This window comes from Silvibacterium dinghuense (assembly GCF_004123295.1).
GTDB lineage: Bacteria > Acidobacteriota > Terriglobia > Terriglobales > Acidobacteriaceae > Silvibacterium > Silvibacterium dinghuense.
On the sequence record NZ_SDMK01000001.1, the window covers coordinates 1,369,843 to 1,392,883 of the forward strand.

Here is a 23,041-nt window from a genome sequence, read left to right on the forward strand (position 1 = left end):
TACCTCGAATAAACCTTTGAGGATATCAGAGAGGTAGATTTGGGCCAAACACGCCAGAGCAATGCGCCAGGTTCAATCTGAATTCAATGGAGAAATTGGATCGTCGACGAGATTACGATCCCCATCCATTCGGGCATAGCCTTCCGTCCAACTGTCTCTGTCCAGTGAATAAGGATGCACCTGAAAGCCTTGCACGTACTGCCTAAATCCGGGTTGCCCTTTGAGGCGTTCAATTGCAGCTCTAGCGTTGGCTTCGGAGCTGTACACACCAACCAAGAGCTCAGTATCCTCACCCTCATCCCAGAGCCTTACATACCAGAGTAGAAACACGACATCAACCATGCCAGCCATCCTACTGCGTGGCGTCGGCGATGAACCAACCCATACCCGGGTGGCCCATTCAAGCCCGAAGCTGGCTTGAGTAGGACGGTACAAACTTTTCCCCAGCCATAACCTCTGTCATCCCGACCGGAGCGCAGCGAAGTGGAGGGACCTGCGGTTTTTCCCTTGTCTACGTCACCACTGCAACTGACGTCCCGGCGTGCGCTCTTATAAAAGCAATCGCATGGCTGTGGACCGGCACTACTTTGTCTATCTCATGGCGAGCCGTACGCACGTCCTCTATTGCGGTGTCACAGGCAATCTTGAGAGGAGAACCCATCAGCATCAACACCGCTCACTCGAAGGCCTCAGCTCTCACTATCCCTGCACGCGGCTCGTGTGGTTCGAAGGTTTCGACGATGTCCGCAGCGCTATAGGCCGCGAAAAGCAGATCAAGCGCTGGAGAAGAGAAAAGAAGCTGGCGCTTATCAGGAAGATGAATCCGTGCTGGGTCGATCTGAGTGAGGACTGGAGGCCTGAGAAATAACCGCAGGTTCCTCCACTGCGTTCGCCTTCGGCTCTCTCCGGTCGGAATGACAGAGCTTACCGATGGTCCACCGCCCACCTCTCGCACTCCAAAACGTGGGACAATCCCCCGAGCAAGGAGGCCCGCATGCCCCCATCCCAAACGAAGGCCAGCATCGACTCCATAGCCCCGTTCTTCATCGTGAGCGATGTCCCGCGCAGCCTCGCCTTCTACCACGACAGGCTCGGCTTCGAGACGCAGTTCCAGCAACCGGACGATGCCTCGTTCTTCGCCATCGTCGCCCGCGACAGCGTCATGCTCTTCCTGAAATCCGGCAACGCCGCGCCGCAACCAAACGCCACGCGCGATCCCGAGATGCGCTGGGACGCCTACTGTTTCACATCCGATCCCGACTCGCTCGCCGAAGAGTTCCTCGCATGCGGCGCGACCTTCAGCTCACCACTCAAAAACACCCACGACGGCCTGCGCGGCTTCGAGATCACCGATCCCGACGGCTACGTCCTCTTCTTCGGCCGTCCGCATTAGCGAACCTTCTTAATAGATGTCATCCCGACCGAAGCGAGCCAAAGGCTCGCGCAGCGGAGGAACCCGTAGTTTCTCCATCCGCGAGGATCCGGGTGCCTCACGTCTCGCTTTTGAGACGTGGGTTCGCAGGGTTTCCCATCAACCACAAAGGCTCGTACTTTCCCGCCCAAGCGGAGCCTGGACGGGGCACCCAGGTTTTCAGCTAAAAGCTAATGGCTAGCAGCTAGAGGCTGTTTCTAAAAACTCCCACCACGCATCCGCCACCGTTGCTCCAAGATCGTTCGCAATCCGGTTGACCGCCTGCTCCACCTGCTGCATCTGCCCGGCGAGGTAGTCCCGCGAGGCCGAAATCGCCGCCACGCCGAGCGTCGCCGACTGCCAGGTCACCGCTTCGTCCAGCTCCGCCACCGAGATATTGAAGCCATGCCCGAGCTTCTCCTTGAGGCTCCGCACCACCTGCCTCCGGTCCTTCAGCGACTGCGCATGCTCGATACGCAGCTCGATCGTCATCGCCGCCACAGCCATGCGCCCATGCTACCGCAGCGGCACATACGCATCCCATGTCTCAGAAGCGAGACATGGGCACCCGGCAGTGAAGACGGAATCGGGTGCCCCGTCCAAGCTCTGCTTGGGCGGGCTGGCACGATCTCTCCCCACGCAAAGGACAAAGGCCCTCCCGAAGGGAGGGCCTTTGCTGAGTCGAAAGAAGGACTACCGCGCCGCGCCGAGCTCCGCCGCCACCTTTTCGGTGACGAAGGCCTCGACGATATCGCCTTCCTTGATGTCGTTGGAATTGATGCCGACACCGCACTCCATGCCGTTCGTCACTTCCTTCACATCGTCCTTCACGCGCTTCAGCGAGCTCAGCTTGCCCTTGAAGACCTGCTCGCCGTCGCGCAGCAGCTTCACTTCGGCATCGCGGCGCAGCACGCCATCCGTCACGCGGCAGCCGGCAATGGTGCCGACCTTCGGGATGCGGAAGACCTGCAGCACTTCGGCGCGGCCCATGTAGACTTCCTTGAACACCGGCTCGAGCAGTCCGAGCATGGCCTTGGTGATTTCGTCCTGCAGCTCGTAGATGATCGAGTGCAGACGGATCTCGACCTCTTCCTGCTCGGCCAGATCCGCAGCCTTGCGCTCCGGCTTGACGTTGAAGCCGATGACGATCGCGTTCGAGGCCGAAGCCAGCAGCACGTCGCTCTCGGTGATAGCGCCCACGCCTGAGTGAATGACCTTGATGCGCACCTTCTCGGTCGACATCTTCTGCAGCGAGTCGGCCAGCACCTGCACCGAGCCCTGCACGTCGCCCTTGAGGATCAGCGGCAGGTCCTTGACTCCGGCTTCCTTGATCTTCTCCGCCAGGCCTTCGAGCGATACACGCGAGCTCTTCGCCAGCTGTGCCTCGCGCTCCTTCATCTTGCGGTACTGCGCAATGCCCTTGGCCTTGTCGCGGTCCGCAACCACCAGGAACGTATCGCCCGCGTCGGGAATGCTCTCGAGACCCAGGATCTCGACCGGGGTCGAGGGTCCTGCTTCTTCGATCGCGCGTCCACGGTCGTCGAACATGGCGCGGATCTTGCCGAAGGTGTTGCCCACGATGAAGCTGTCCTGGTTGCGCAGCGTGCCGTTCTGTACCAGCACCGAGGCTACCGCACCGCGTCCGCGGTCCAGCTTGGCTTCGATGACCGTACCCACGGCTGAGCGGCCCGGCGTCGCCTTCAGATTGCCGAGGTCGGCGACCAGGCAGATCATTTCCAGCAACAGGTCCAGGTTCTGCTTCTTCTTCGCCGAGACATCGACGAACACCGTCGAGCCGCCCCACGATTCGGGCACCAGTCCGCGATCGCCCAGCTGCTGCTTCACGCGGTCAGGCTGCGCATCCGGCTTGTCGATCTTGTTCACCGCCACGATGATCGGCACATTCGCCGCCTTCGCGTGGTCGATCGCTTCGAGCGTCTGCGGCATCACGCCGTCATCGGCCGCAACCACGATCACGACAATGTCGGTGACCTTGGCGCCGCGCGCACGCATGCGGGTAAAGGCTTCGTGACCCGGCGTATCCAGGAAGACGATCTCGCGGCCGAAAGCCGGCGAATCTTCCTTGCCGATGCGCACCTTGTACGCACCGATGTGCTGCGTAATGCCACCGGCTTCACCGCCGGCCACATCGGTCTCGCGGATCGCATCGAGCAGCGAGGTCTTGCCGTGATCGACGTGACCCATGACCGTGACCACCGGAGGACGTACCACTTCGTGCTCGTCAGGATTCTCCTGCGCGAGTACATTTTCGATGGCTTCGTTGGCCAGCTGGTCTTCGAAGGTGATGATCTCGGTGTCCGCGCCGAACTGGCGCGCGACATCCTTCACCAGCTCGCCGTCGAGCGACTGGTTGACGGTCACAAACACGCCGCGCATCAGCAGCGTGGCGATCAGATCCTTACCGCGAATACCCAGCTTCTCGGCCAGATCCTTCACGCTGATGCCTTCCGTCACCGTAATGGTGCGGGTGATCGGCAGCGGCTCGTTCGGAATCTGTGCTCCGCCGTAACGGGACGGCGGGGCAAAGCCCTTCATCGGGCCTTCCTTGGTCTTCGGATACTGCTGACGGCCGCGGCGCTGGTTGTTGCCTGCGCGCTGCGGACGCGGTGCCTCACCCGGAGGCGGAACTAAGCCGCCGCCAGGACCACCCATGCCGGGGCGCGGACCACCGAAGCCGGGACGGCCGCCAGGACCACCCGGACGCTGGCCGAAGCCAGGGCGCGGACCACCGAAGCCAGGACGGCCACCAGGACCGCCAGGTCCACCGGGACCACCCGGCATCGAGCGCGTGGGATGCATAGGACGGCGCTGGCCGGGTCCGCCAGGACCACCGGGACCGCCGCCAGGACGGTTGTATCCACCACCGTAATTACCACCGCCGGGGCCACCAGGGCCACCGCCAGGACGGCGATCAAAAATAGGACGCCCACGCTGCACGCCGCCGGGGCCACCCTGGCCGCCTTGCGGTGTGTTCAGCGGACGCTGCGAAACAGGAGGAGGCGGCGGCGCCGTGTACACCGGGCGCGGTCCCGTCTGCGGCATGATGACACGCCGTGCCGGAGCAGCCGGGGCTGCGGGAGTAGCGGCGGCCGGAGCATCCGGAGCCGCAGGCGTAGCGGAAGCCTCGGGCGCGGCCGGAGCCTGGGAAGCAGGAGCCGCGGAGGCAGCCGGAGCTGCAGTCACCGGAGGCTTCGCCGCAACCGGGGCCGCAGGCGTCGAAGAATGAATCGCGCCAGCCGGGGCGACCGGGGGCTTGGCCACCACCGGACCAGCCGGGGGCTTGGCCGCAATAGCCGGAGCCGCCGGAGGCACCACGATCGGCGGAGCCTGGCGAGGCTGGGGCACGATGCGGCGCGGCGCGGGATTGCTCGGATTTGGCGAACCGATGACCGGACGTGCGGCAACCGGAGCAGCCGCTGCAGCCGGGGGCTGAATGGTCTGAGCCTGAACAGTCTGGGCCGGCCCGGCAGGAGCAGCTGCTGCGGGAGCTGAAGCAGCCGGAGCCGCGGCCGGAGGCGCAGCAGGAGCAGGCGTCGGCACGGATGGTGCCGGGGCAGGCTGAGCGGCCGGAGCCGGTGCAGCAGCCACAGGAGCGGGCGCAGCAGGAGCAGGCGTCGCTACCGGAGCCGAGGCCGGACGAGGTGCAGCTGCTACCACGGGAGCTGCAGCCGTCACGGGCTTCTGAGCATGGGCCGGAGGAGCCGCTGCCACCACCGGACGGTTCACCGCCGGAGGCGCTGCCGCAACCGCAGGCTTGGCCGGAGCTGCTTCTTCTTCCTTGCGCTGCTGGATGGCCTTCAGCACATCCCCAGGCTTCGAGACCCTGGACCAGTCGATCTTGGGCTTCGCCGCATTATCGTTGCGCGCAGACGAAGCTGCGCCGCCCGACTTCCCTCGCTGGAAGTGGTTCCGCACGCGCTCGGCTTCATCAAGCTCCAGCGAGCTGGAGTGTGTCTTCTTCTCGGTCACGCCCACATTGTCCAGGACGTCCAGAATGGCCTTGCTCTTTACTTCCAGCTCTCGCGCTAAATCGTTGATTCGAACTTTACTCATCCGCCCCTTTGTCGCTTCCTCAAGCCCTTAGCCGTTCATAGCACCCTCATGGCTGCGGGATTTCACGCCTTCTTCTATTATTATGGCCCGAAAACGATGGCTTTCATCGCTCTTCTGGGCCGGGAATGCCGGGAAACGGCGCATGCTACTCGCCATTTCCCGCATTGTGATCCGTTTCCTCACGCAACTCGGCCGTTTCCGCCACATCTTCGGTCACCGCCGTCTCTTCCAGACGATGGCTGGTGTTCTGCGACCCCGGAGCTACCGGCCGGCCGCCTTCGAACTCCGCGCCTGCGCCTGTCTCGGTCGCTTCCTCGATCGCCTCGGCGGCCACGGCGTCATGAATCAGGCCCGAGCCCTCGTCCTCCGTATCCTCTCCGGCCGGCTCAAACTCACCGTCCTGGGTCAGATCCAGCTTCAGGGCATCCTCTTCTTCAGCCAGGCTGGCGCGCTCGGCAGCTGCAGCCGCTTCGATCTCGGCATTCTCCACCGCAGCCGGACGCTCTTCCCCCTCTTCGTACTGGCCGAAGTAGTGCCGTACCGCCACGCTGATCTTCTCGAGCGTCTTCTCGCCGATGCCCGGAATCTCCTCGAGCTGCTCCGGCGTCATATCCGCCAGCGCTTCGACCGTCGTGATGCCGGCCGCAACCAGCTTGTCGATGATCGTCTCGCCCAGCTCCGAAACCTGCTCGATCGGCGTCGAAGGACCACCCACGCCCTGCATCTGCTGCTCGACTTCCTGACGCTTCTCTTCTTCGCTCTTGATGTCGATCTTCCAGTCGAGAAGCTTGGCCGCCAGGCGCACATTCTGCCCCTTCTTGCCGATCGCAAGCGACAACTGCGTGTCGTCCACGATGACCTCGAGCTGCTTCTCACCCAGATCGGTGATGCTCACGCGGCTGACCTTCGCCGGCTGCAGCGCCTTCTCCGCAAAGGTCGTAATCTCTTCGCTGAACTCGATGATGTCGATCTTTTCGCCGCGCAGCTCGCGGATGATCGACTGCACGCGCATACCCTTCATGCCCACGCAGGCGCCGACCGGGTCCACATCCTTGTCGCGCGACATCACGGCGATCTTGGTACGCTCGCCCGCTTCGCGGGCGATGGCGCGGATCATCACCGTGCCGTCATAAATTTCCGGCACTTCGCTTTGGAACAGGTTCTGCACCAGCTCCTTGGCCGCGCGCGAAACGATGACCTGCGGTCCCTTGGCCGCGCGGTCCACGCGCAGCAGCACCACGCGGACGCGCTCGCCCACGGCGAACTGCTCCAGGCGCGACTGCTCGCGGCGCGGCATGCGCGCCTCGGCCTTGCCGATGTCGAAGATCACGTCCTGCAGCTCGACGCGCTTCACCGTGGCGTTGATCACCTCGCCCACGCGGTGGTTGTACTCGTTGAAGACCGTGTCACGCTCGGCCTCGCGCACCTTCTGGAAGATGACCTGCTTGGCCATCTGCGCCGCGATGCGGCCCAGCACGTCGGTCGGCTTGTAGTAGCGGATTTCGCCGCCCACCTCGACCTCGGGCGCCAGGGCGCGCGCCTCTTCGAGCGCGATCTGGTTGATCGGGTCCTCGATCTCTTCCGGCGTCTCGACCACCGTCTTATAGACATAGGCCCGGATCTCGCCCGTCTCCTTGTCCAGTTCGGCACGCATGTTTTCCTGCGTCTTGTAGTACTTGCGCGTCGCCAGCGCGATCGCGTCTTCCACGGCTCCCACCACGATCTCCGGGTCGATGCCCTTGTCGCGGCTCAGAATCTCAATGCTCTGATAAAGCTGGCTTGCCATAGTCGTCTCTCAACTCTTCCTTCGGCCCCCGCTGACGGGATACATCAGCGGAGCCGTGTCTCAGGTCCGCAAGCGTTCACGGACAAATGTCTCTGTCGGTCTAGAATTCCGGGATCAGCCGCGCCTTTTCGACGTTCGCCAGCGCGATCTCCAACGTTTCACCGGATGCCGTCTGCGCCTTCTTCGCCTTTCCCTTCGGCTTCAAGGCGCTCAAGTCCACTGTGATGCGCCCATCGGCCACGCCGGTCAGCCTACCCTGCCAGTGGCGGTTCCCATTCACCGGCTCAAAGGTCTGCAGCTTCACCAGGCTGCCCGCAAACCGCTCATAATCAACGGCCGATGACAGCTTCCGGTCCAGCCCCGGCGATGACACCTCGAGCGTGTACTCCGCACCCGGGATCAACTCTTCTACATCGAGAACCGTGCCGAAATCCCGGCTGAAAGCCGTGCAGTCGTCATGCGTGATGCCGGACAGGTGCTCGCGGTTGAAGCCTTCCGGACGAGCTACCTCGTCTCCATCGGACGGCGAAGCCTCCGCCGCGGCGAGCAGCCTGGCCCGTCCTTCGGCGTTCTTCTCAATAAAGATGCGTAGAGCGCGCTGTTTGCCCGCCCCCTGGTACTCCACTTCCACCACGTCAAGGCCATGTGAGGCCGCGACGCGCTGGGCAAGGGCACGAATCTGGTCAAGGTTCAGAGCCATAACAATCTCTGCCGGCGAGGTTTGAGAGGAACTTTCGAGGCCAAAGAAAAAGTGGGCCATAAGCCCACTCATCTCTCCGAGCCCGCCGGGAACGCACGGCGCCACTACGGACAAACTCGTCTGCCAATTAAGCATACGCCCAACCCCGGCAAACTTCAATTCCGTTGCCGGCCGCGGCTTTCGTGTCATACTGCCGCCAACACGTCCCGATCTCATGACCGCCGCCAATCCCTACGCCAGCTACCTTCAGGACAAGGATCCGCTCCGTGTCCTCGCCGCCACCCCGCGCACGATCGAAGAGCTGACCGAGGAACTCGGCTCCGAACGTATGGACGAATCCCCCGCGCCCGGCAAATGGAGTCCCCGCGAGATCCTCTGCCACCTCGCCGATTGCGAAATCGCCTTTTCCTTCCGCCTGCGCCAGACCCTCGCCGAGGACAACCACGTCATCCAGCCCTTCGATCAGGAAAAATGGGCTGCGGCCTACCCCGCCTACGAAGCCCATGACGCACTCGCGCTCTTCTGCGACACCCGCAAGTGGAACATGGCGCTCTTCCGCTCCCTCACCCCCGAGCAGAGGCAGCGCGCCGCCTCGCATCCCGAACGCGGCCCGCTTACTTTCTGGACCATCGTCGAAACCATGGCCGGCCACGATCTCAACCACCTCCAGCAGCTCCAGGCCATCGCCGCCAGCTTCGCGCCGGCCAATCACCCCGCCCCCGGAAACCATCCTCCTCACCGCGGATACGCGCAGACGGAAGACTGACCCACAGTACACCCCTCATCTCCCTCATCGCGACCATCGGGAGCGGAGGCCGAAGGCGAAGCGCACTGCGCGAAGCAGCCGAAGGCAAAGTGCACTGCGCGAAGCAGCGGCCAGTCCGCAGTGGTTATACTCGGCACCATGCCACGCTCAGCACGCCTGCTTTCCCTGCTCGGAACTGCCACGCTTGCGCTCTCTGCCTTCGCCCAAAGCACAACGCCGGCCGCTCCACACGCCGTCACCCTCGACGACCTCTTCCGCTTCCACGACGTCGCCAACCCCGAGATCTCGCCCGACGCGCAATGGGTGCTCTACACCGTCGCCCACACCGACGAAACCGCCGACAAGCGCCTCACCGACCTCTACATCACCCGCTACGACGGATCGGAGACCCTGCGCCTCACCTATAGTGTCGACAACTCGCCCAGCCAGCCGCGCTGGAGCCCCGACGGCAAGTACATCTCCTTTGAGACGGATCGCCCGGGCAAGGCCAAGGGCACGCAGGTGTGGGTGCTCGACCGCCGCGGCGGCGAAGCCCGCCAGCTCACCGACATAAAAGGTCATCTCGGAGGCTACGCCTGGTCGCCGGATGGCAAAAAGCTGCTGCTCGCCATCACCGCCGATGACGACAAGAAGGACGACAAGGACAAAAAAGACGAGAAACCCAAACCCATCGTCATCGACCGCTACCACTTCAAGCAGGATGTCGATGGCTACCTCAGCGACAACAAGCACGAGCTGCTCTACCTCTGGGACGTAGACACCCACAAGCTCGAGAAGCTGACCAACGACGCCAATCACGACGAGAACGATCCCAAGTGGTCGCCCGACGGATCGAAGATCGCCTTCGTCAGCAACCATGACGCCGATCCCGACCGCACCACCAATTCCGATGTCTTCGTCGTCGACGCCAGGCCCAACTCCGCGCCAAAGAAGCTGACCACCTTCGACGGCCCAGACGGCGGCCGACTCGCATGGAGCCCGGACAGCAAGTGGATCGCCTACACGCAGGGTTCGGAACCGAAATTCGAAGAGTACAACCAGGACAACCTCGCCCTCGTTGCCGCCGACGGCACCGGCCAGCGGCTCGTCGCTCCGAAACTCGACCGCAGCATCAGGAACCCGGTTTTCTCCGCTGACGGCAAGTCCATCACCGTGCTCGTCGAAGACGACCGCAACGAATACCCCGCAGAGATCAGCCTCGCCGACGGCTCGGTAAAACGCCTGATACAGGAAGACGGCGTCGTCACCGCGTTCAACTCCGTTGCCGGGAAGGGTGCCGCGGCTGAAAAAATGGTGTTCATCCGCACCACGGACACCGCGCCCGGCGAGCTCTTCGCCTTCGACAATGGCCAGCTCCACGCACTCACCCACGAGAATGACGCCCTGCTCGCAGAGCTCAAACTGGGCAAGACCCTCGACCTCGAAGCGAAGTCGCCCGACGGCGCCACACCGCACGCCCTGCTCACGCTCCCGCCCGATGCCGTCTCCGGCAAAAAGTATCCGATGCTGTTACGGATTCACGGCGGACCCAACGGCCAGGATGCGCACGCCTTCAACCTTGAGCGCCAGCTCTTCGCCGCGCGCGGCTACGCCGTGCTCAACGTGAACTATCGCGGCAGCTCGGGCCGTGGCAAAGCATGGCAGGAGTCGATCTTCGCCGACTGGGGTCATCACGAAGTGACCGACCTGCTCGCCTCAGTCGACGAGGCGGTGAAGGAAGGCTATGCCGATCCCGATCACCTCGGCGTAGGCGGCTGGAGCTACGGCGGCATCCTCACCGACTACACTATCGCCTCGACCACGCGCTTCAAGGCGGCCATCAGCGGCGCAGGCATGGGCAATCCCATCGGCCTCTACGGCATCGATGAATATGTGCACCAATACAACACCGAGCTGCTGCCGCCGTGGAAGGCGCAGGAGACCTACATCAAGCTCGCCTACCCGCTCTACCACGCCGACAGAATCAGGACGCCCACGCTCTACATGGGCGGCGACAAGGACATGAACGTGCCCCTCAACGGCGGCGAGCAGATGTACCAGGCCCTCCGCACGCTCGAGGTGCCAAGCGAACTCGTCATCTACCCGGGGCAGTTCCACGGCTTCACCAAGCCCAGCTTCATCAAGGACCGCTACCAGCGCTATTTCGCCTGGTACGACAAGTGGATCCTGGGCAAGATCGATGCCACGCCGACATCCACGCCTGCAAAAGACGCCGCAAAACCCGCGGAATAGCACAAACCGGGTGCCCCATGTCTCGATGTTGAGACATGGGAGCGCACAGAACTATTCTTCGGCACATAAAGAGGAAATCGACGCATGAGCATAGCAACCGACAAGGTAAAGAAACGTTGCGAAGCTGGCCTCTGTGGCGCCTGCGGCAAAAACCCTTGCGAATGCCTGCGTGGCAGGCGCAAGTCGAGATGGCGAACCAAACTGACACCCGACCTCAGTAGAAAGAGAAGTGGACCAGTCAGGAAAAGGGCAAGAAGCATCGCAGAATTTCGCGAATGGATATTGAAGAACTTCGAAGCTTGGACTTCAAAATAGCTCCCCGGGTGCCCCACGTCTCGATTTTGAGACGTGGGTTCGCAGGATGCCGAAGGCGAAGGCCAGTCCAATCCCAGCCATAGTCCCCACCTATCCCAAGCTGGCCCCCACGCGATGAACGCGATAGGCTGAAACGTTAGCCATACTCGCATGACGAACCCGAACGATATCCCCGCCGCACTCGCCGCCAACGACATGAACAGCGCCACCAGCCTCATCACCGGAGGCACGCGCTTCGTCCGCGCCTGCCTGCGTCAGCCTGTCGACCGCACGCCGGTCTGGTTCCTGCGCCAGGCGGGCCGCTACATGGCCGAGTATCAGGCCGTGCGCCGCCATCACTCGCTGCTCGAGATCTGCAAGCAGCCCGCGCTCGCGGCCGAGGTCACCATCACCGCCGCCGAAAAGCTCGACGTGGACGCGGCCATCATCTTCGCCGACCTGCTGCTGCCCTTCGAGTGCATGGGCCTGCCCTTCGAGTTCCAAGCCGGCGAGGGCCCGGTGGTGCATCATCCTGTCCGCACCGAGGAAGACATCGCGCGCCTGCGCACCGACCGCGCCTCCGAGCTCGACTACGTGGCCAAGGCCATCGAGAAGGTGGTCGCGCACTTCAAGGACCGGCTCGGCATCATCGGCTTCTGCGGCGCGCCCTTCACCCTCGCCAGCTACATGATCGAGGGCGGCAGCTCGCGCAATTACATCCACACCAAGACGCTGATGTACCGCCATCCCGACGCCTGGCGCTGCCTGCTCGACAAGCTCAACACCGTGCTGGTGCAGTACGCCCAGCAGCAGGTCGAAGCCGGAGCCGACGTCCTCCAGGTCTTCGATAGCTGGGCCGGCGCGCTCTCCGTCGAGGACTATCGCGACTTCGTGCTGCCCGCGACCACCACATTGATTCGCCAGATCCAGGCCCTCGGGGTGCCCGTCATCTACTTCGGCGTCGATACTGCCTCGCTGCTGCCCGCCATGCGCGAGACCGGCGCCGATGTCCTCGGACTCGACTGGCGTACGCCGCTCGCGCAGGCCTGGCACGGCCTCGATTACGCGGTCGCGGTGCAGGGCAATCTCGACCCCATCACGCTCTTCGCCGAGCCCGAGTTGATTCGTAACCGTGTCCGTAACATTCTCGACCAGGCCGACGGACGTCCGGGCCATATCTTCAACCTGGGCCACGGCATCGTGCCCAATACGCCGGTCGAAAACGTGCAGCACGTCGTGAAATTCGTCCGCGAATATCACGACGAGAAGGCTTCGAGAGGAGTGGCGTCGCATGGCTGAGAAGACAGCCATCCTCCTGCTTGCGCACGGCACACCGGACTCGCTCGACGAGATCCCCGCGTATCTCGCGAACATCACCGGCGGGCGTCCCATGCCGGACCATGTGATCGAGGAGATCCGCCATCGCTACTCGCTTATCGAACCAAGCCCGCTCACGCGCATCACCATGGAGCAGGGCCGCCTGCTTAGCAAAGAACTCGGGATGCCTGTCTATGTGGGCATGCGCAACTGGAAGCCCTACATCGCCGACGTGGTCGCACAGATGAAGGCCGACGGCATCACACGCATCGCCGCCATCTGCCTCGCGCCGCAGAACTCGCGCACCAGCGTCGGACTCTACCGCAAGGCGCTCTATGCCGCAGCCGGCGATCTTACGGTCGAATTTACAGCCGGCTGGGCCGAGCATCCGCTGCTCGCCCAAGCCTTCGCCGAGCGCCTCGCCGCTGTGCTCGCTCCCTTCGAAGCCGAAGCCGGGCACCGCATCCCTGAAAATCGCATCCCGGTCGTCTTTACCGCGCACTCCGTGCCGCTGCGCACCGTGCAGGCGACCAGCGAAGATGGAGCTTCGCCCGATCCTTACGCGGACGAAGCGAAGGCCACGGCGCGGCTCACTGCCGAGGCCGCCGGTCTCGCACCGGAGCAATGGACCTTCGCCTTCCAGAGCCAGGGCATGTCGGGAGGGCCATGGATCGGGCCCACCGTGGAAGAAACGCTCGACGCACTCCATCAGCAAGGCGCAAAAGGGGTCGTTATCGCCCCTATCGGCTTCCTCTGCGACCACGTCGAAATCCTCTACGACATCGACATCGCCTTCAAGGAGCATGCCGCAAAGCTTGGCATCGAGCTGCGCCGCCCCGTATCGCTGAACGAGTCCGCCACGCTCACCGTCGCGCTCGCCGACGTAGCTCGCGCCGCCCTAACAGCGCTCGACGCACGCAAAAACGAAGCAACATCCGCATGAAGCGTATTGCTGTCATCGGCGGAGGCATGAGCGGCACCGCCGCCGCCTATCAACTCGCTCGCGAGGGCGCCCAGGATGGCAACGTCGCGTTCACGCTCTACGAGGCATCTTCCCGCCTCGGCGGCATTGTCGAGACGGCGCGTGTCGAGACCGCCGATGGCCGCTGGATCATCGAATGCGGCCCTGACGCCTGGGTCACCGAGAAGCCCTGGGCTCGCGAGCTGGCCGTCGAACTCGGCCTCGAAAGCGAAATCCTGCCCTCGAACGATGCAAAGAGGCAGACCTATCTCCTGCGTAGCGATCAACTCGTGCTCATGCCCAAAGACATGAGGATGATGGTGCCCACCACATGGGAGCCGATCGAATCCTCGCCGCTCTTTTCCGATGAAGCCCGCGCCGCCTACCGCCGAGAGGCTGAATCCGCCGCAAAACTTACAGCGTTAGCCTTGAAGGACGGCGAGGACGAGTCGGTCGCCAGCTTCGTCCGCCGCCACTTCGGCGACGAGGTCACCCGCACCCTCGCCGGGCCGCTGCTGGCCGGCATCTTCGGCGGCGATGTCGAGATGCTGAGCGTTCGCGCCGTCATGCCCGCCTTCGTCAAGATGGAGCGCGAGCACGGCAGCCTCATCGCCGCGCTTCAATCCCGCAAGCCATCCGGCGGCCCGGCACCGGCTGTCTTCACCACACTCGCCAGCGGACTGCAGACTCTCGTCGACCGCATGCAGGCCGCCATCCCGGCTGAGGCCATCCGCCTTGAAACGCCGGTTACCGGGCTCACCCGTAAAGGGTCTAAATGGCACATTACTCTCTTTTCGAAAGTTACTCTCCAAACAGACCATATCCCCCAAAACGAAAGTTTTGACGAGGTGATCCTCGCCACCCCGGCACATGTCACCCGCGCGTTGCTCGCTCCCGTCCACGCAGATTTCGGCCGCCTCCTCGACATGGAAGCCAGTTCGGCCATCATCGTCGCCCTCGGCTTCGCGCCAAAAGACACCCGCAACCTCCAGATTCCTGAAGGCTTCGGCTACCTCACCTTCCAACCCGGTCCCGAAGACCTGATGGCCTGCACCTTCGCCGACCAGAAATACCTGGGCCGCGTGCCCGCGGGCGCCGTCCTGCTCCGCGCCTTCTTCGGCGGCGAGGCCGGTCTGCGCCTCATGAGTGAGTCCGACGAAGCGCTCATCGCCCGCGCTCTCCGCCAGCTTTCGGCCGCGCTCGGACCGCTGCCCGCGCCCGCGCTCCGCCTTGTTCGCCGCGCCCCGCGCTCGCTGCCGCAATACGCTGTCGGTCATCCCGCAAGAATGGAAGAGCTTGCCGCTCTCACCGCGCAGTTCCCCGGCCTGCACCTGGTCGGCAATGCCTATCACGGCGTCGGCCTGCCCGATATGGTCCGCCAGGGCCGCGAGGCCGCCCGCAAAGCCACTTCCTGAGACCTCCTCCGCTCACCGGCATCTAACCCTGCATGGCCACCAAAGCATTGCAAGCAGCCGCGAGCGGAACGTTCTCACTCGGCGGAGATCTCACCATCCACCGTCTCGGCTTCGGGGCCATGCGCATCACCGGCGAAGGCATCTGGGGTGAGCCCAAAGATCCGGAAACCGCAAAGAAAGTCCTGCGCCGCGCCGTCGAACTGGGCGTCAACTTCATCGACACTGCCGATGCCTACGGCCCGGAAGTGAGCGAGCGCCTCATCGCCGAAGCACTCTACCCTTATCCGAAAGACCTGGTCATTGCCACCAAGGGCGGCCTTACCCGCCAGGGGCCGAACAAGTGGCTCCCCGTCGGCCGGCCCGAATACCTCCAGCAGTGTGTCGAAATGAGCCTGCGCCGCCTGAAGGTCGAGCGTATCGATCTCTGGCAGCTGCACCGCATCGATGCCAAAGTGCCGGTCGAGGAGTCGCTTGGCGTCATCAAGGAGCTGCAGAAACAGGGCAAGATCCGCCACGTCGGCCTCTCCGAGGTGAACGCCGCGGAGATCGAGCAGGCGCAGAAGGTGCTGCCCATCGTCTCCGTGCAGAACCAGTACAACCTCGGAGACCGCCGGCACGAGCAGGTCGTCGCATACGCCACGAAGCACAAGCTCGGCTTCATCCCCTGGTTCCCAGTCGCTGCCGGCCAGCTCGCACGCGCGGGCGGACCGCTCGACTCGGCCGCCAGGCGCCATGGCGTCACCGTCGCCCAGCTCTCGCTCGCGTGGCTGCTCCATCACTCGCCCGTAATGCTGCCCATCCCCGGCACCTCGTCGGTCTCGCACCTTGAGGAGAACGTCGCCTCAGCCGATGTGCAGCTTTCGGCCGAGGAGTGGAAGGCGATCGAGGAAGACGCGGCCAAGCAGTAAGAGCACATTCGCAGAAGCCCGGGTGCCCCACGTCTCGCACCTGAGACGTGGGTTCGCAGGATGAGCCTCGTACTTCCCCACACAAGCCAACACCAGGCTTGTATGGGCCACCTGCTCTTCATTCACAAAACACTGTCATCTCGACCGCAGCGAGGCGGCTTCATCGTCTCGCGCAGTTGGGATGACAGTGCATTGGAAATGGAAAAGGGCAGCCTCACCGGCTGCCCTTTGTTCTGCTCTAAACCTGCCTTACATTTCCAGAAAATTCCGGATCAGCTTCTTGCCGTCGCTGGTCAGCACGCTCTCGGGATGGAACTGCACGCCCTCGACTTTCATTGTCTTGTGACGCAGCCCCATGATGGTGCCGTCCGCCGTCCGCGCCGAGATCTCGAGCTCCTGCGGCAGGTTCTTCTCCGCCACGATCAGCGAGTGGTACCGCGTGCAGGTCATCGGCGTCGCAATGCCCTGGAAGATCGTCTTGCCATCGTGCTCTACCTCGCTGGTCTTGCCGTGCATCAGTTTAGAAGCACGCACGACGTCGCCGCCGAAGGCCGCGCCGATAGCCTGGTGGCCGAGGCACACACCCAGAATCGGTACCTTGCCTGCGAAGTGCTTGATCAGATCGATCGAGATGCCAGCTTCCTGCGGTGTACACGGGCCCGGTGAAAGCAGGATGCGCTCCGGCTTGAGCGCGTCTACTTCGTCCACGGTCAGCTCATCGTTGCGGCGGATCGTCATCTCCGCGCCCAGCTCACCCATGTACTGCACCAGGTTGTACGTAAAAGAGTCGTAGTTATCGAGAACGAAGATCATCGGACTACTACAAGTGTAGCGCTTCATCGGAACTGAGGATCAGGCAGCCTTCTCCGCTCGCCACATGAGCACGCCCAGCAGGATCGCCACGAGGAACAGCGCAGGCACATCCGCCATCAGGTGGCTGGTCTCCATCGGGTCTCTGATAGCCTGCTCGGCCATGATGGCTCCGTGCACCACGCTGGACCACACCGTGAACCAGATGAGGCTGCGATGCGCCTGCGGATTGCGCGACGCCACCAGCAGGAACACGCCAAGAGTAGCGTAAACACCAATGATCATCATGAGATAGTGAGAATGGCCATACCCCCACTGCCAGCCAGACGGCCAGACAATACCCAGCAGGTAGATGCCGAAGATAAAAATCAGCCCGACAACGATCAAAGCAACGCGAAGCAAGCGGTCCGCATTCATCTCATCCCTCCCCGGTTTGTTCCCCCGAATGGCGATCCAAATTACGTTTCGAACCCGGGAACTGTCCAGGCCTTTCCCTCACATGCTGGCGGCTCCATAGAGGAGCATCGGCAACCAATGCTTATTCCCGACCAGCGGGAGCCGAAGGCGAAAGGCGCAGTGGCCGAAGGTGAAAGGCATGGACGGCCAGCTCCATCCCGCGCGCAGTAGCTCAGTGGTATGCTGTTGCGCAATCGGGTTTGTCTCGTGACTCGAGATCGTCTTAAAGCAAGAAGACAGGGTTCGGGAGGTTCGCCATGAAGCTTTCCGCGGTCGTTCTTCTCCTCAGCGCCGGAGCTATCGCCTCCGCGCAGACGGCAACCGGGACGCAGCCCGCGTTTCCCGCGCCGCCCGTCGCCCTCGGCACACCTTCGCAGCAGGCATCGGAGGCCACCACAGAGCGCCTGCGCAAACAGGCCCAGGTTCAGGTTGAGTCGATGTTGCATGAGCTCGATCGGCAGGCCGCCGAACACCCCAGCTGCCCCGTTCTGCTCACCAGCGCCGAGTTCGAGCCCTATGCGATGCCTGTCGGCTCGACCGGACAAGGTCCCGGCCATTTCAATCTTCGCTACCAGAACCACAGTGGCAAATCGATCGCCTCTCTGAAGCTCAGCGTTCAGCTGCTGGTGAAGCGGAGTGTTTACGATCTGCAGGCTTACCCGCTGAGCCTGACGCTCAGCGCCGAGAGCGGCAGCAGCGGCGAACTGGACCAGCTCAGCCGCCTTGCGCTGCCCACCGGTCTCCACCCCACAACAATCCGTAACGTCGCGCTCATCGAGGTTACCTACAGCGACGGATCGACCTGGACATCGGCCCCATCCCTCGATGGAACACCGGCCTGCAGCCTGCAACCGAGCCCAATGCGTGAGGTGGCCGCGCGATAAGAGCAATTTCCGGGCCACCCGAAAACCTCAATCGCGACCGACGGGAGCGAAAGGCGAACCGCCCGGGTGGCTAGGCGGCATCCACAATATAAATAACCAGGCTGAAAATAAACGACTGATATTACGAATTGTCATTCCGACCGGAGAGAGCCGTAAGGCGAACGTAGCGGAGGAACCTGCAGTTCTCTCGGGCCCAGGCAGAACTGCAGGTTTCTCCGCTACGCAGGACGATAAAAACCGTCCTGCTCCGGTCGAAATGACAACCCTTTTCGTTGCTATATCTGGATACGCTCTAACCCCGCGCCCTTTCGATGGCGCGTACCACGGCGCGCGCCTTGTTCACGCTCTCTTCGAATTCCTTCTCCGGCACCGAGTCGGCAACAATACCCGCTCCCGCCTGGATGTGTCCCTGCCTGCCGCGCATCAGCAGCGTGCGAATGGCGATGCACGAGGTCAGGTTTCCGGAGAAATCCGCATAGAGCACGCTGCCGCCGTAGATGCCGCGCCGCGTCGGCTCCAGCTCCTCGATAATCTCCATGGCGCGAATCTTCGGCGCGCCGCTCAGCGTGCCCGCCGGGAAGCAGGCGCGGAAGGCGTCCACCGCGGACATGCCCGCGCGCAGCTTGCCCTCGATCGCGCTCACCAGGTGCATCACGTGCGAGTAGCGCTCGACGAACATCAGGTCGGTCACCTTCACCGATCCGAATTCACTCACCCGGCCCACGTCGTTGCGGCCCAGGTCAACGAGCATCACGTGCTCGGAGCGCTCCTTCTCATCGGCCAGCAGCTCGCCCTCGATGCGCACATCTTCTTCCGGGGATGACCCGCGCGGACGCGTGCCGGCGATAGGACGGTAATCCACGCGATCGCCCTGCACCCGCACCAGCAGCTCAGGCGACGAGCCGACAATGTGCGTGTCCGCCTCTTTGTTCACGCCGAAGCGCAGGAAATACAGGTAGGGCGAGGGATTCACGATGCGCAGCGAGCGATAGACCTGGAAGGGATCGACGCCCGGTTCCACATCGAAGCGCTGCGAGAGCACCACCTGGAAGATGTCGCCCGCCGCGATGTACTCCTTCGCCTTATCGACCGCCTTCAGGAAGTCCTTCTTCTTCGTTTTGTACTCGATCTTCAGCTTGCCCGAGGGCTTCTTTGCCTTGAGATTCGGCAGAGGACGCGCCAGCCGCTTGGCCAGCCGGTTCAGCCGCTTCAGCGCGTCTTCATACGCGGCCTGCGGCTTCTGCTTGCGCACGTCGGCGGTCACAATCAGCAGGATCTCGCGGCGCACGTGGTCGAAGGCCAGCACCTCGTCGAAGAACATGAGCGAGGCATCCGGCATGCCGAGATCGTCCTTCGCCTTTTCCGGCAGCTCCTCGATCTGCCGCACCACGTCATACGAAAAGAAGCCGACCGCGCCGGCGGTAAACGGCGGCAGCCCGGCGAGCTTCGCGGGCGTGTGGCCTTCCAGCTCCTGCTTCCAGAGCGAGAAGATATCGCCCTCGACCTTGCGCGTCTTGCCCTTCTCGGTGACCTCGACATGCGTGCCGCGCGAGACCAGCTTGCGGTACGGCCGGATGCCGATGAAGGTGTAGCGGCCCACGTTCTCGCCGCCCTCGACGGATTCGAGGATGAAGCACTCCGGCTCATCGGCCGCCAGGCGCAGAAAGGCCGAGACCGGCGTTTCCAGGTCGGCGGTGAGCGTGCGATAGAGCGGCACCAGGGTATGCGTTTTGGCAAGACGAAGGAATTCGGCGCGGGCGGGCAGGGCGGTCACGTCAGGCATGGCTATAAGCATGGTAACTGCTACGCGCAGGGCGGACCGCCTTCGGCCCCTGCTCCCGCTGGTCGCGAGCCGGGATCCCGGGAGCCCCACCCATGACACGCCGTCGGTCATGGGTGGGGCTCCGAAGAATCTTTAAGTAAGCCGAACTGGGTACCCCGCATCTCGATCAGCACGAGATGTAGAGCAGTCGTACAGAGCTATACTTCCGCAAGATGACGCTCTGCCCGTTGAAAAAGAGACCGCAGGCATCCGACGCAAACTACATTCCATCGTTGAGCCTCAGCGGAGAAGGATGTGTAGATTGAGCATGCGAGTAAGTTGTCCTGTCAGAAAAGTATGGCTATGGATGGGCGCGTTCATCTTGTTCCCGGGAGCGCTCCTCATAGCACAGAGCGGTTCGGGCGACACCACAAGTGCAGACCAGGCCGGACCGGCCTTTGAGGTGGCTACGATCCGCCAGGCGAATCGTGGGGACGGCCGCCACTGGTTCGGCACGAAACTGGATAACTCCGATCGCTTCCAGACTTCGGCCATGTCCTTGACCGGGCTGGTGTATGAGGCCTACATGATTCCGCCCGCGCAGAATAAGGTGGAGATCGATCACGGGGTTCCGGACTGGGTCAACTCGGTGGAATACGACATTACGGCAAAAATCGAAAACTCGTACATGAAGGACTGGGACAGGCTCTCCTATGAGCAACGGATGAACGTGATCCGGCCGATGCTGCAGGCACTTCTGGCCGAGCGCTTTCATCTCAGGCTCCGCACGGAAGACCGTATGACCCCGGTTTATGTATTAGTACAGGCCAAGGGCGGAGCACATGTAAAAGAAGTTTCAGCTCCCGAGCCAGTGAAGGGCGATGAAGAAGAAGCTCAGAAGCGCTGGGCCGATGAACACCCGAATGGCGTCTATCCCGGGGTGATCATGTGTACGGGCGAAAAATGCATCGCACATGCAGTGAAGATCAGCACCTCTATCGGGCAAATCTCGGCCAACGCGCACTCGGACCGCATGGTCATCGATGAGACAGGGTTGAAGGGCTACTATGACTTCTCGATTCCCTATCCTGACAAGGCAGACGAGTTTCCCATGCACACTGTAGAAGAGGCGCTAGGAATGAAGTTCGAGTCGCGTTCCGTGCCCATCCAGACTTACGTGATTGTTTCGGCAGAGAAACCGGCCATGGATGGGGTGGACAATCCGCCACCCACCCGCTAACAGCCTTTACGGACTCACCGTCACCAGCAGAGTTGCCACCCCGGGTGCCCCACGTCTCGCTTCTGAGACGTGGGAGGGATCGAATACCGGACTTGGAAGTCAGCGAAAGAAGCCCATGCCCTCCCGCCCAAGCGGAGCTTGGACGGGCACCCGTTTTGTCTCCTCTCCATAAATCTCCAATCGCGACCAGCGGGAGCAGGGGCCGCAGGCGATCCGCCCCACGCGCAGTGGCGGGAGCGGGTGCCGAAGGCAAAAGGCCTAGATGGCCAGTCCTACGACTTTCGCATCATCCTCGCTACCCCTTTTGGCTTACGCAAAGTCTTGCCGCTGGCCAAATTGGGAGCCTATACTCGGTGAGTTTGGCCGAATCCTGGATTTTTCTGGAGTGGTCAGGCACGCGCCGTTACGCTGGAGCAGGCGTCTATCTCTGGTGAGCGGCTTGTTTCCGGGCGCTGTTCTGCCGGCAACGGCGGCAGTGCAAGATCGGTCCTGAACTCCGGCCAGCACGATCTGCCGGCAGGTCCGGGTTAAGGCTCCTGAACCGGAGCCAAGGAGTAGCAATCGTTATGGCAACCATCTCGCTCGAGCAGGAAATCAACCCCTGGGAAGCACAAGCTGCTCGATTTGACTTCGCAGCACGCAAGCTCAACCTCGACGAAGGACTCTGGCGCGTCCTCCGCTATCCCTCGCGTGAAATCATCGTCCACTTTCCCGTCGCCATGGATGACGGCCGCATTGAAATGTTCACCGGCTTCCGCGTCCTCCATTCGCAGGCCCGCGGGCCGGGCAAGGGCGGCATCCGCTACGCGCCGGACGTTTCCCTCGACGAGGTGCGCGCGCTCGCCAGCTGGATGACGTGGAAGTGCGCTGTGGTCAACATCCCCTTCGGCGGAGCCAAGGGCGGCGTAATCTGCGATCCGCGCAAGATGTCCCAGGGCGAGCTGGAGCGCATGACGCGCCGCTACACCGCCGAGATCATCGAATTCATCGGGCCGGAAAAGGACGTTCCCGCGCCGGACATGAACACCAACGAGCAGACGATGGCCTGGATCATGGACACCTACTCCATGCACATGCGCCAGACCGTCACCAGCGTGGTCACCGGCAAGCCCCTGAACATCGGCGGCTCGCGCGGACGCCGCGAGGCCACCGGCCGCGGCATCAGCGTCGCCTGCGACGAGGCGCTCAAGCATCTCCACATCCAGCGCGACGGATGCCGGGTCATCATCCAGGGCTTCGGCAACGTAGGCTCGAACGCGGCCCGGCTCATGCAGGACAAGGGCTACAAGATCATCGGCATCGCCGAGTATGACGGCGGACTCTACAACCCCAATGGCATCGATGTCTGCGCGCTCAGCGACTACCGCCAGCGCAACGGCTCGGTGCTCGGCTTCAAGGGCGCCGAGGCCTACGACTCGAACGACCTGATCACCGCCGAATGCGACATCCTCGTACCCGCGGCCACCGAGAACGTCATCACCAGCCGCAACGCCGAGCAGATCCGCGCACGCATTGTCTGCGAAGGCGCCAACGGCCCCACCACCGCGGTTGCCGACGAGATTCTCGCCGACAAGCGCATCTTCGTCATCCCGGACATCCTCGCGAATGCGGGCGGCGTCACCGCCTCCTACTTCGAGTGGGTCCAGGATCGCCAGGGCTACTTCTGGAAGGAAGCCGACGTCAACCAGCGGCTGGAGAGCATCCTCACCGAGAGCTTCGATGATGTGGTCCGTTACTCCGAGGCGCATGACGTCAACAACCGCATCGCTGCCTACATGCTGGCCATCGACCGCGTCGCCTTCACCATCAAGCAGCGCGGCATCTACGCCTAAGCAGCTCCGATGCACGCAAAAAGGACGGCCTTGGCCGTCCTTTTTGCGTGGAGGCACCATGTCCGCGCGGCTGAAGTCATGCCCCGATACTTTCCTTCCTATGGCTCGAACCCGATACAGACCAGAGCCATCGAGTGCAGAAAAAAGGCGCCTGCATCACCTCAAAATGCGAGCACAGGCAAGCCCTTTTCGG

The 23,041-nt window shown here is 62.8% G+C and carries 19 protein-coding genes; 11 read left to right on the top strand and 8 right to left on the bottom strand.

What is annotated here, in order from left to right:
• Window positions 1-72: 72 nt before the first annotated feature.
• On the bottom strand, window positions 73-342 hold the full coding sequence (locus ESZ00_RS05385) for a hypothetical protein (protein WP_188590832.1): 270 nt from the start codon (window positions 340-342) through the stop codon (window positions 73-75).
• 223 nt (window positions 343-565) lie between these two features.
• Here ESZ00_RS05385 and ESZ00_RS05390 point away from each other — a divergent pair, with 223 nt between their 5' ends.
• Both ESZ00_RS05390 and ESZ00_RS05395 read left to right on the top strand, forming a co-directional pair.
• The gene (locus ESZ00_RS05390) at window positions 566-868 is read left to right on the top strand and encodes a GIY-YIG nuclease family protein (protein ID WP_204520153.1); all 303 of its coding nucleotides are present in this window, start codon (window positions 566-568) and stop codon (window positions 866-868) included.
• Between the two features lie 126 nt (window positions 869-994).
• Window positions 995-1,393: a VOC family protein gene (locus ESZ00_RS05395; RefSeq protein ID WP_129207121.1), complete on the top strand. Its 399-nt coding sequence runs from the start codon at window positions 995-997 to the stop codon at window positions 1,391-1,393.
• 216 nt (window positions 1,394-1,609) lie between these two features.
• Here the strand turns inward: ESZ00_RS05395 and ESZ00_RS05400 are convergent, their stop codons facing one another.
• From ESZ00_RS05400 to ESZ00_RS05415, 4 genes are all read right to left on the bottom strand, one after another.
• On the bottom strand, window positions 1,610-1,918 hold the full coding sequence (locus ESZ00_RS05400; protein ID WP_129207122.1) for a DUF503 domain-containing protein: 309 nt from the start codon (window positions 1,916-1,918) through the stop codon (window positions 1,610-1,612).
• Between the two features lie 186 nt (window positions 1,919-2,104).
• Window positions 2,105-5,485: a translation initiation factor IF-2 gene (gene infB, locus ESZ00_RS05405; protein ID WP_129207123.1), complete on the bottom strand. Its 3,381-nt coding sequence runs from the start codon at window positions 5,483-5,485 to the stop codon at window positions 2,105-2,107.
• Between the two features lie 145 nt (window positions 5,486-5,630).
• Window positions 5,631-7,271, bottom strand: a complete 1,641-nt coding sequence (gene nusA / locus ESZ00_RS05410) for a transcription termination factor NusA (protein WP_129207124.1) — start codon at window positions 7,269-7,271, stop codon at window positions 5,631-5,633.
• Between the two features lie 100 nt (window positions 7,272-7,371).
• The gene (locus ESZ00_RS05415; protein ID WP_129207125.1) at window positions 7,372-7,971 is read right to left on the bottom strand and encodes a ribosome maturation factor RimP; all 600 of its coding nucleotides are present in this window, start codon (window positions 7,969-7,971) and stop codon (window positions 7,372-7,374) included.
• Between the two features lie 214 nt (window positions 7,972-8,185).
• Here ESZ00_RS05415 and ESZ00_RS05420 point away from each other — a divergent pair, with 214 nt between their 5' ends.
• From ESZ00_RS05420 to ESZ00_RS05445, 6 genes are all read left to right on the top strand, one after another.
• The gene (locus ESZ00_RS05420; RefSeq protein WP_129207126.1) at window positions 8,186-8,737 is read left to right on the top strand and encodes a DinB family protein; all 552 of its coding nucleotides are present in this window, start codon (window positions 8,186-8,188) and stop codon (window positions 8,735-8,737) included.
• A 138-nt stretch (window positions 8,738-8,875) separates the two neighbouring features.
• A complete protein-coding gene (locus tag ESZ00_RS05425) occupies window positions 8,876-10,969 on the top strand; it encodes a S9 family peptidase (RefSeq protein WP_129207127.1) in 2,094 nt (697 codons plus the stop codon).
• A gap of 510 nt (window positions 10,970-11,479) precedes the next feature.
• Complete coding sequence (gene hemE, locus ESZ00_RS05430) at window positions 11,480-12,562, top strand: uroporphyrinogen decarboxylase (protein WP_164981426.1); 1,083 nt, start codon at window positions 11,480-11,482, stop codon at window positions 12,560-12,562.
• Window positions 12,555-13,523, top strand: a complete 969-nt coding sequence (hemH, locus tag ESZ00_RS05435) for a ferrochelatase (RefSeq protein WP_129207129.1) — start codon at window positions 12,555-12,557, stop codon at window positions 13,521-13,523. Before hemE ends, hemH begins: the two co-directional genes overlap by 8 nt.
• Window positions 13,520-14,956, top strand: a complete 1,437-nt coding sequence (gene hemG / locus ESZ00_RS05440; RefSeq protein ID WP_129207130.1) for a protoporphyrinogen oxidase — start codon at window positions 13,520-13,522, stop codon at window positions 14,954-14,956. The genes hemH and hemG overlap by 4 nt, the downstream gene beginning before the upstream one ends.
• Window positions 14,957-14,988: 32 nt before the next feature.
• Entirely contained in the window at window positions 14,989-15,864 is an 876-nt protein-coding gene (locus ESZ00_RS05445; protein ID WP_129207131.1) for an aldo/keto reductase, read from the top strand.
• A 249-nt stretch (window positions 15,865-16,113) separates the two neighbouring features.
• Here ESZ00_RS05445 and ESZ00_RS05450 read toward each other — a convergent pair whose 3' ends face one another.
• Together ESZ00_RS05450 and ESZ00_RS05455 are read right to left on the bottom strand one after the other, a co-directional pair.
• Entirely contained in the window at window positions 16,114-16,677 is a 564-nt protein-coding gene (locus ESZ00_RS05450; protein ID WP_129207132.1) for an anthranilate synthase component II, read from the bottom strand.
• A gap of 39 nt (window positions 16,678-16,716) precedes the next feature.
• On the bottom strand, window positions 16,717-17,091 hold the full coding sequence (locus tag ESZ00_RS05455) for a DUF6632 domain-containing protein (protein ID WP_129207133.1): 375 nt from the start codon (window positions 17,089-17,091) through the stop codon (window positions 16,717-16,719).
• 296 nt (window positions 17,092-17,387) lie between these two features.
• Between ESZ00_RS05455 and ESZ00_RS05460 the strand changes: the two genes are divergently transcribed.
• Window positions 17,388-18,014 (top strand): hypothetical protein, encoded by a 627-nt coding sequence (locus tag ESZ00_RS05460; protein ID WP_129207134.1) that lies wholly within the window; start codon window positions 17,388-17,390, stop codon window positions 18,012-18,014.
• A gap of 292 nt (window positions 18,015-18,306) precedes the next feature.
• On the opposite strand, the gene trpE is transcribed toward ESZ00_RS05460, so the two are convergent.
• The gene (gene trpE, locus ESZ00_RS05465) at window positions 18,307-19,809 is read right to left on the bottom strand and encodes an anthranilate synthase component I (RefSeq protein WP_229740976.1); all 1,503 of its coding nucleotides are present in this window, start codon (window positions 19,807-19,809) and stop codon (window positions 18,307-18,309) included.
• 334 nt (window positions 19,810-20,143) lie between these two features.
• Here trpE and ESZ00_RS05470 point away from each other — a divergent pair, with 334 nt between their 5' ends.
• Both ESZ00_RS05470 and ESZ00_RS05475 read left to right on the top strand, forming a co-directional pair.
• Window positions 20,144-21,016, top strand: coding sequence for a TIGR03435 family protein (locus ESZ00_RS05470; protein WP_164981355.1), 873 nt, complete (start codon window positions 20,144-20,146; stop codon window positions 21,014-21,016).
• 566 nt (window positions 21,017-21,582) lie between these two features.
• Window positions 21,583-22,848, top strand: coding sequence for a Glu/Leu/Phe/Val family dehydrogenase (locus ESZ00_RS05475; protein WP_129207136.1), 1,266 nt, complete (start codon window positions 21,583-21,585; stop codon window positions 22,846-22,848).
• The last annotated feature ends 193 nt before the right edge of the window (window positions 22,849-23,041 follow it).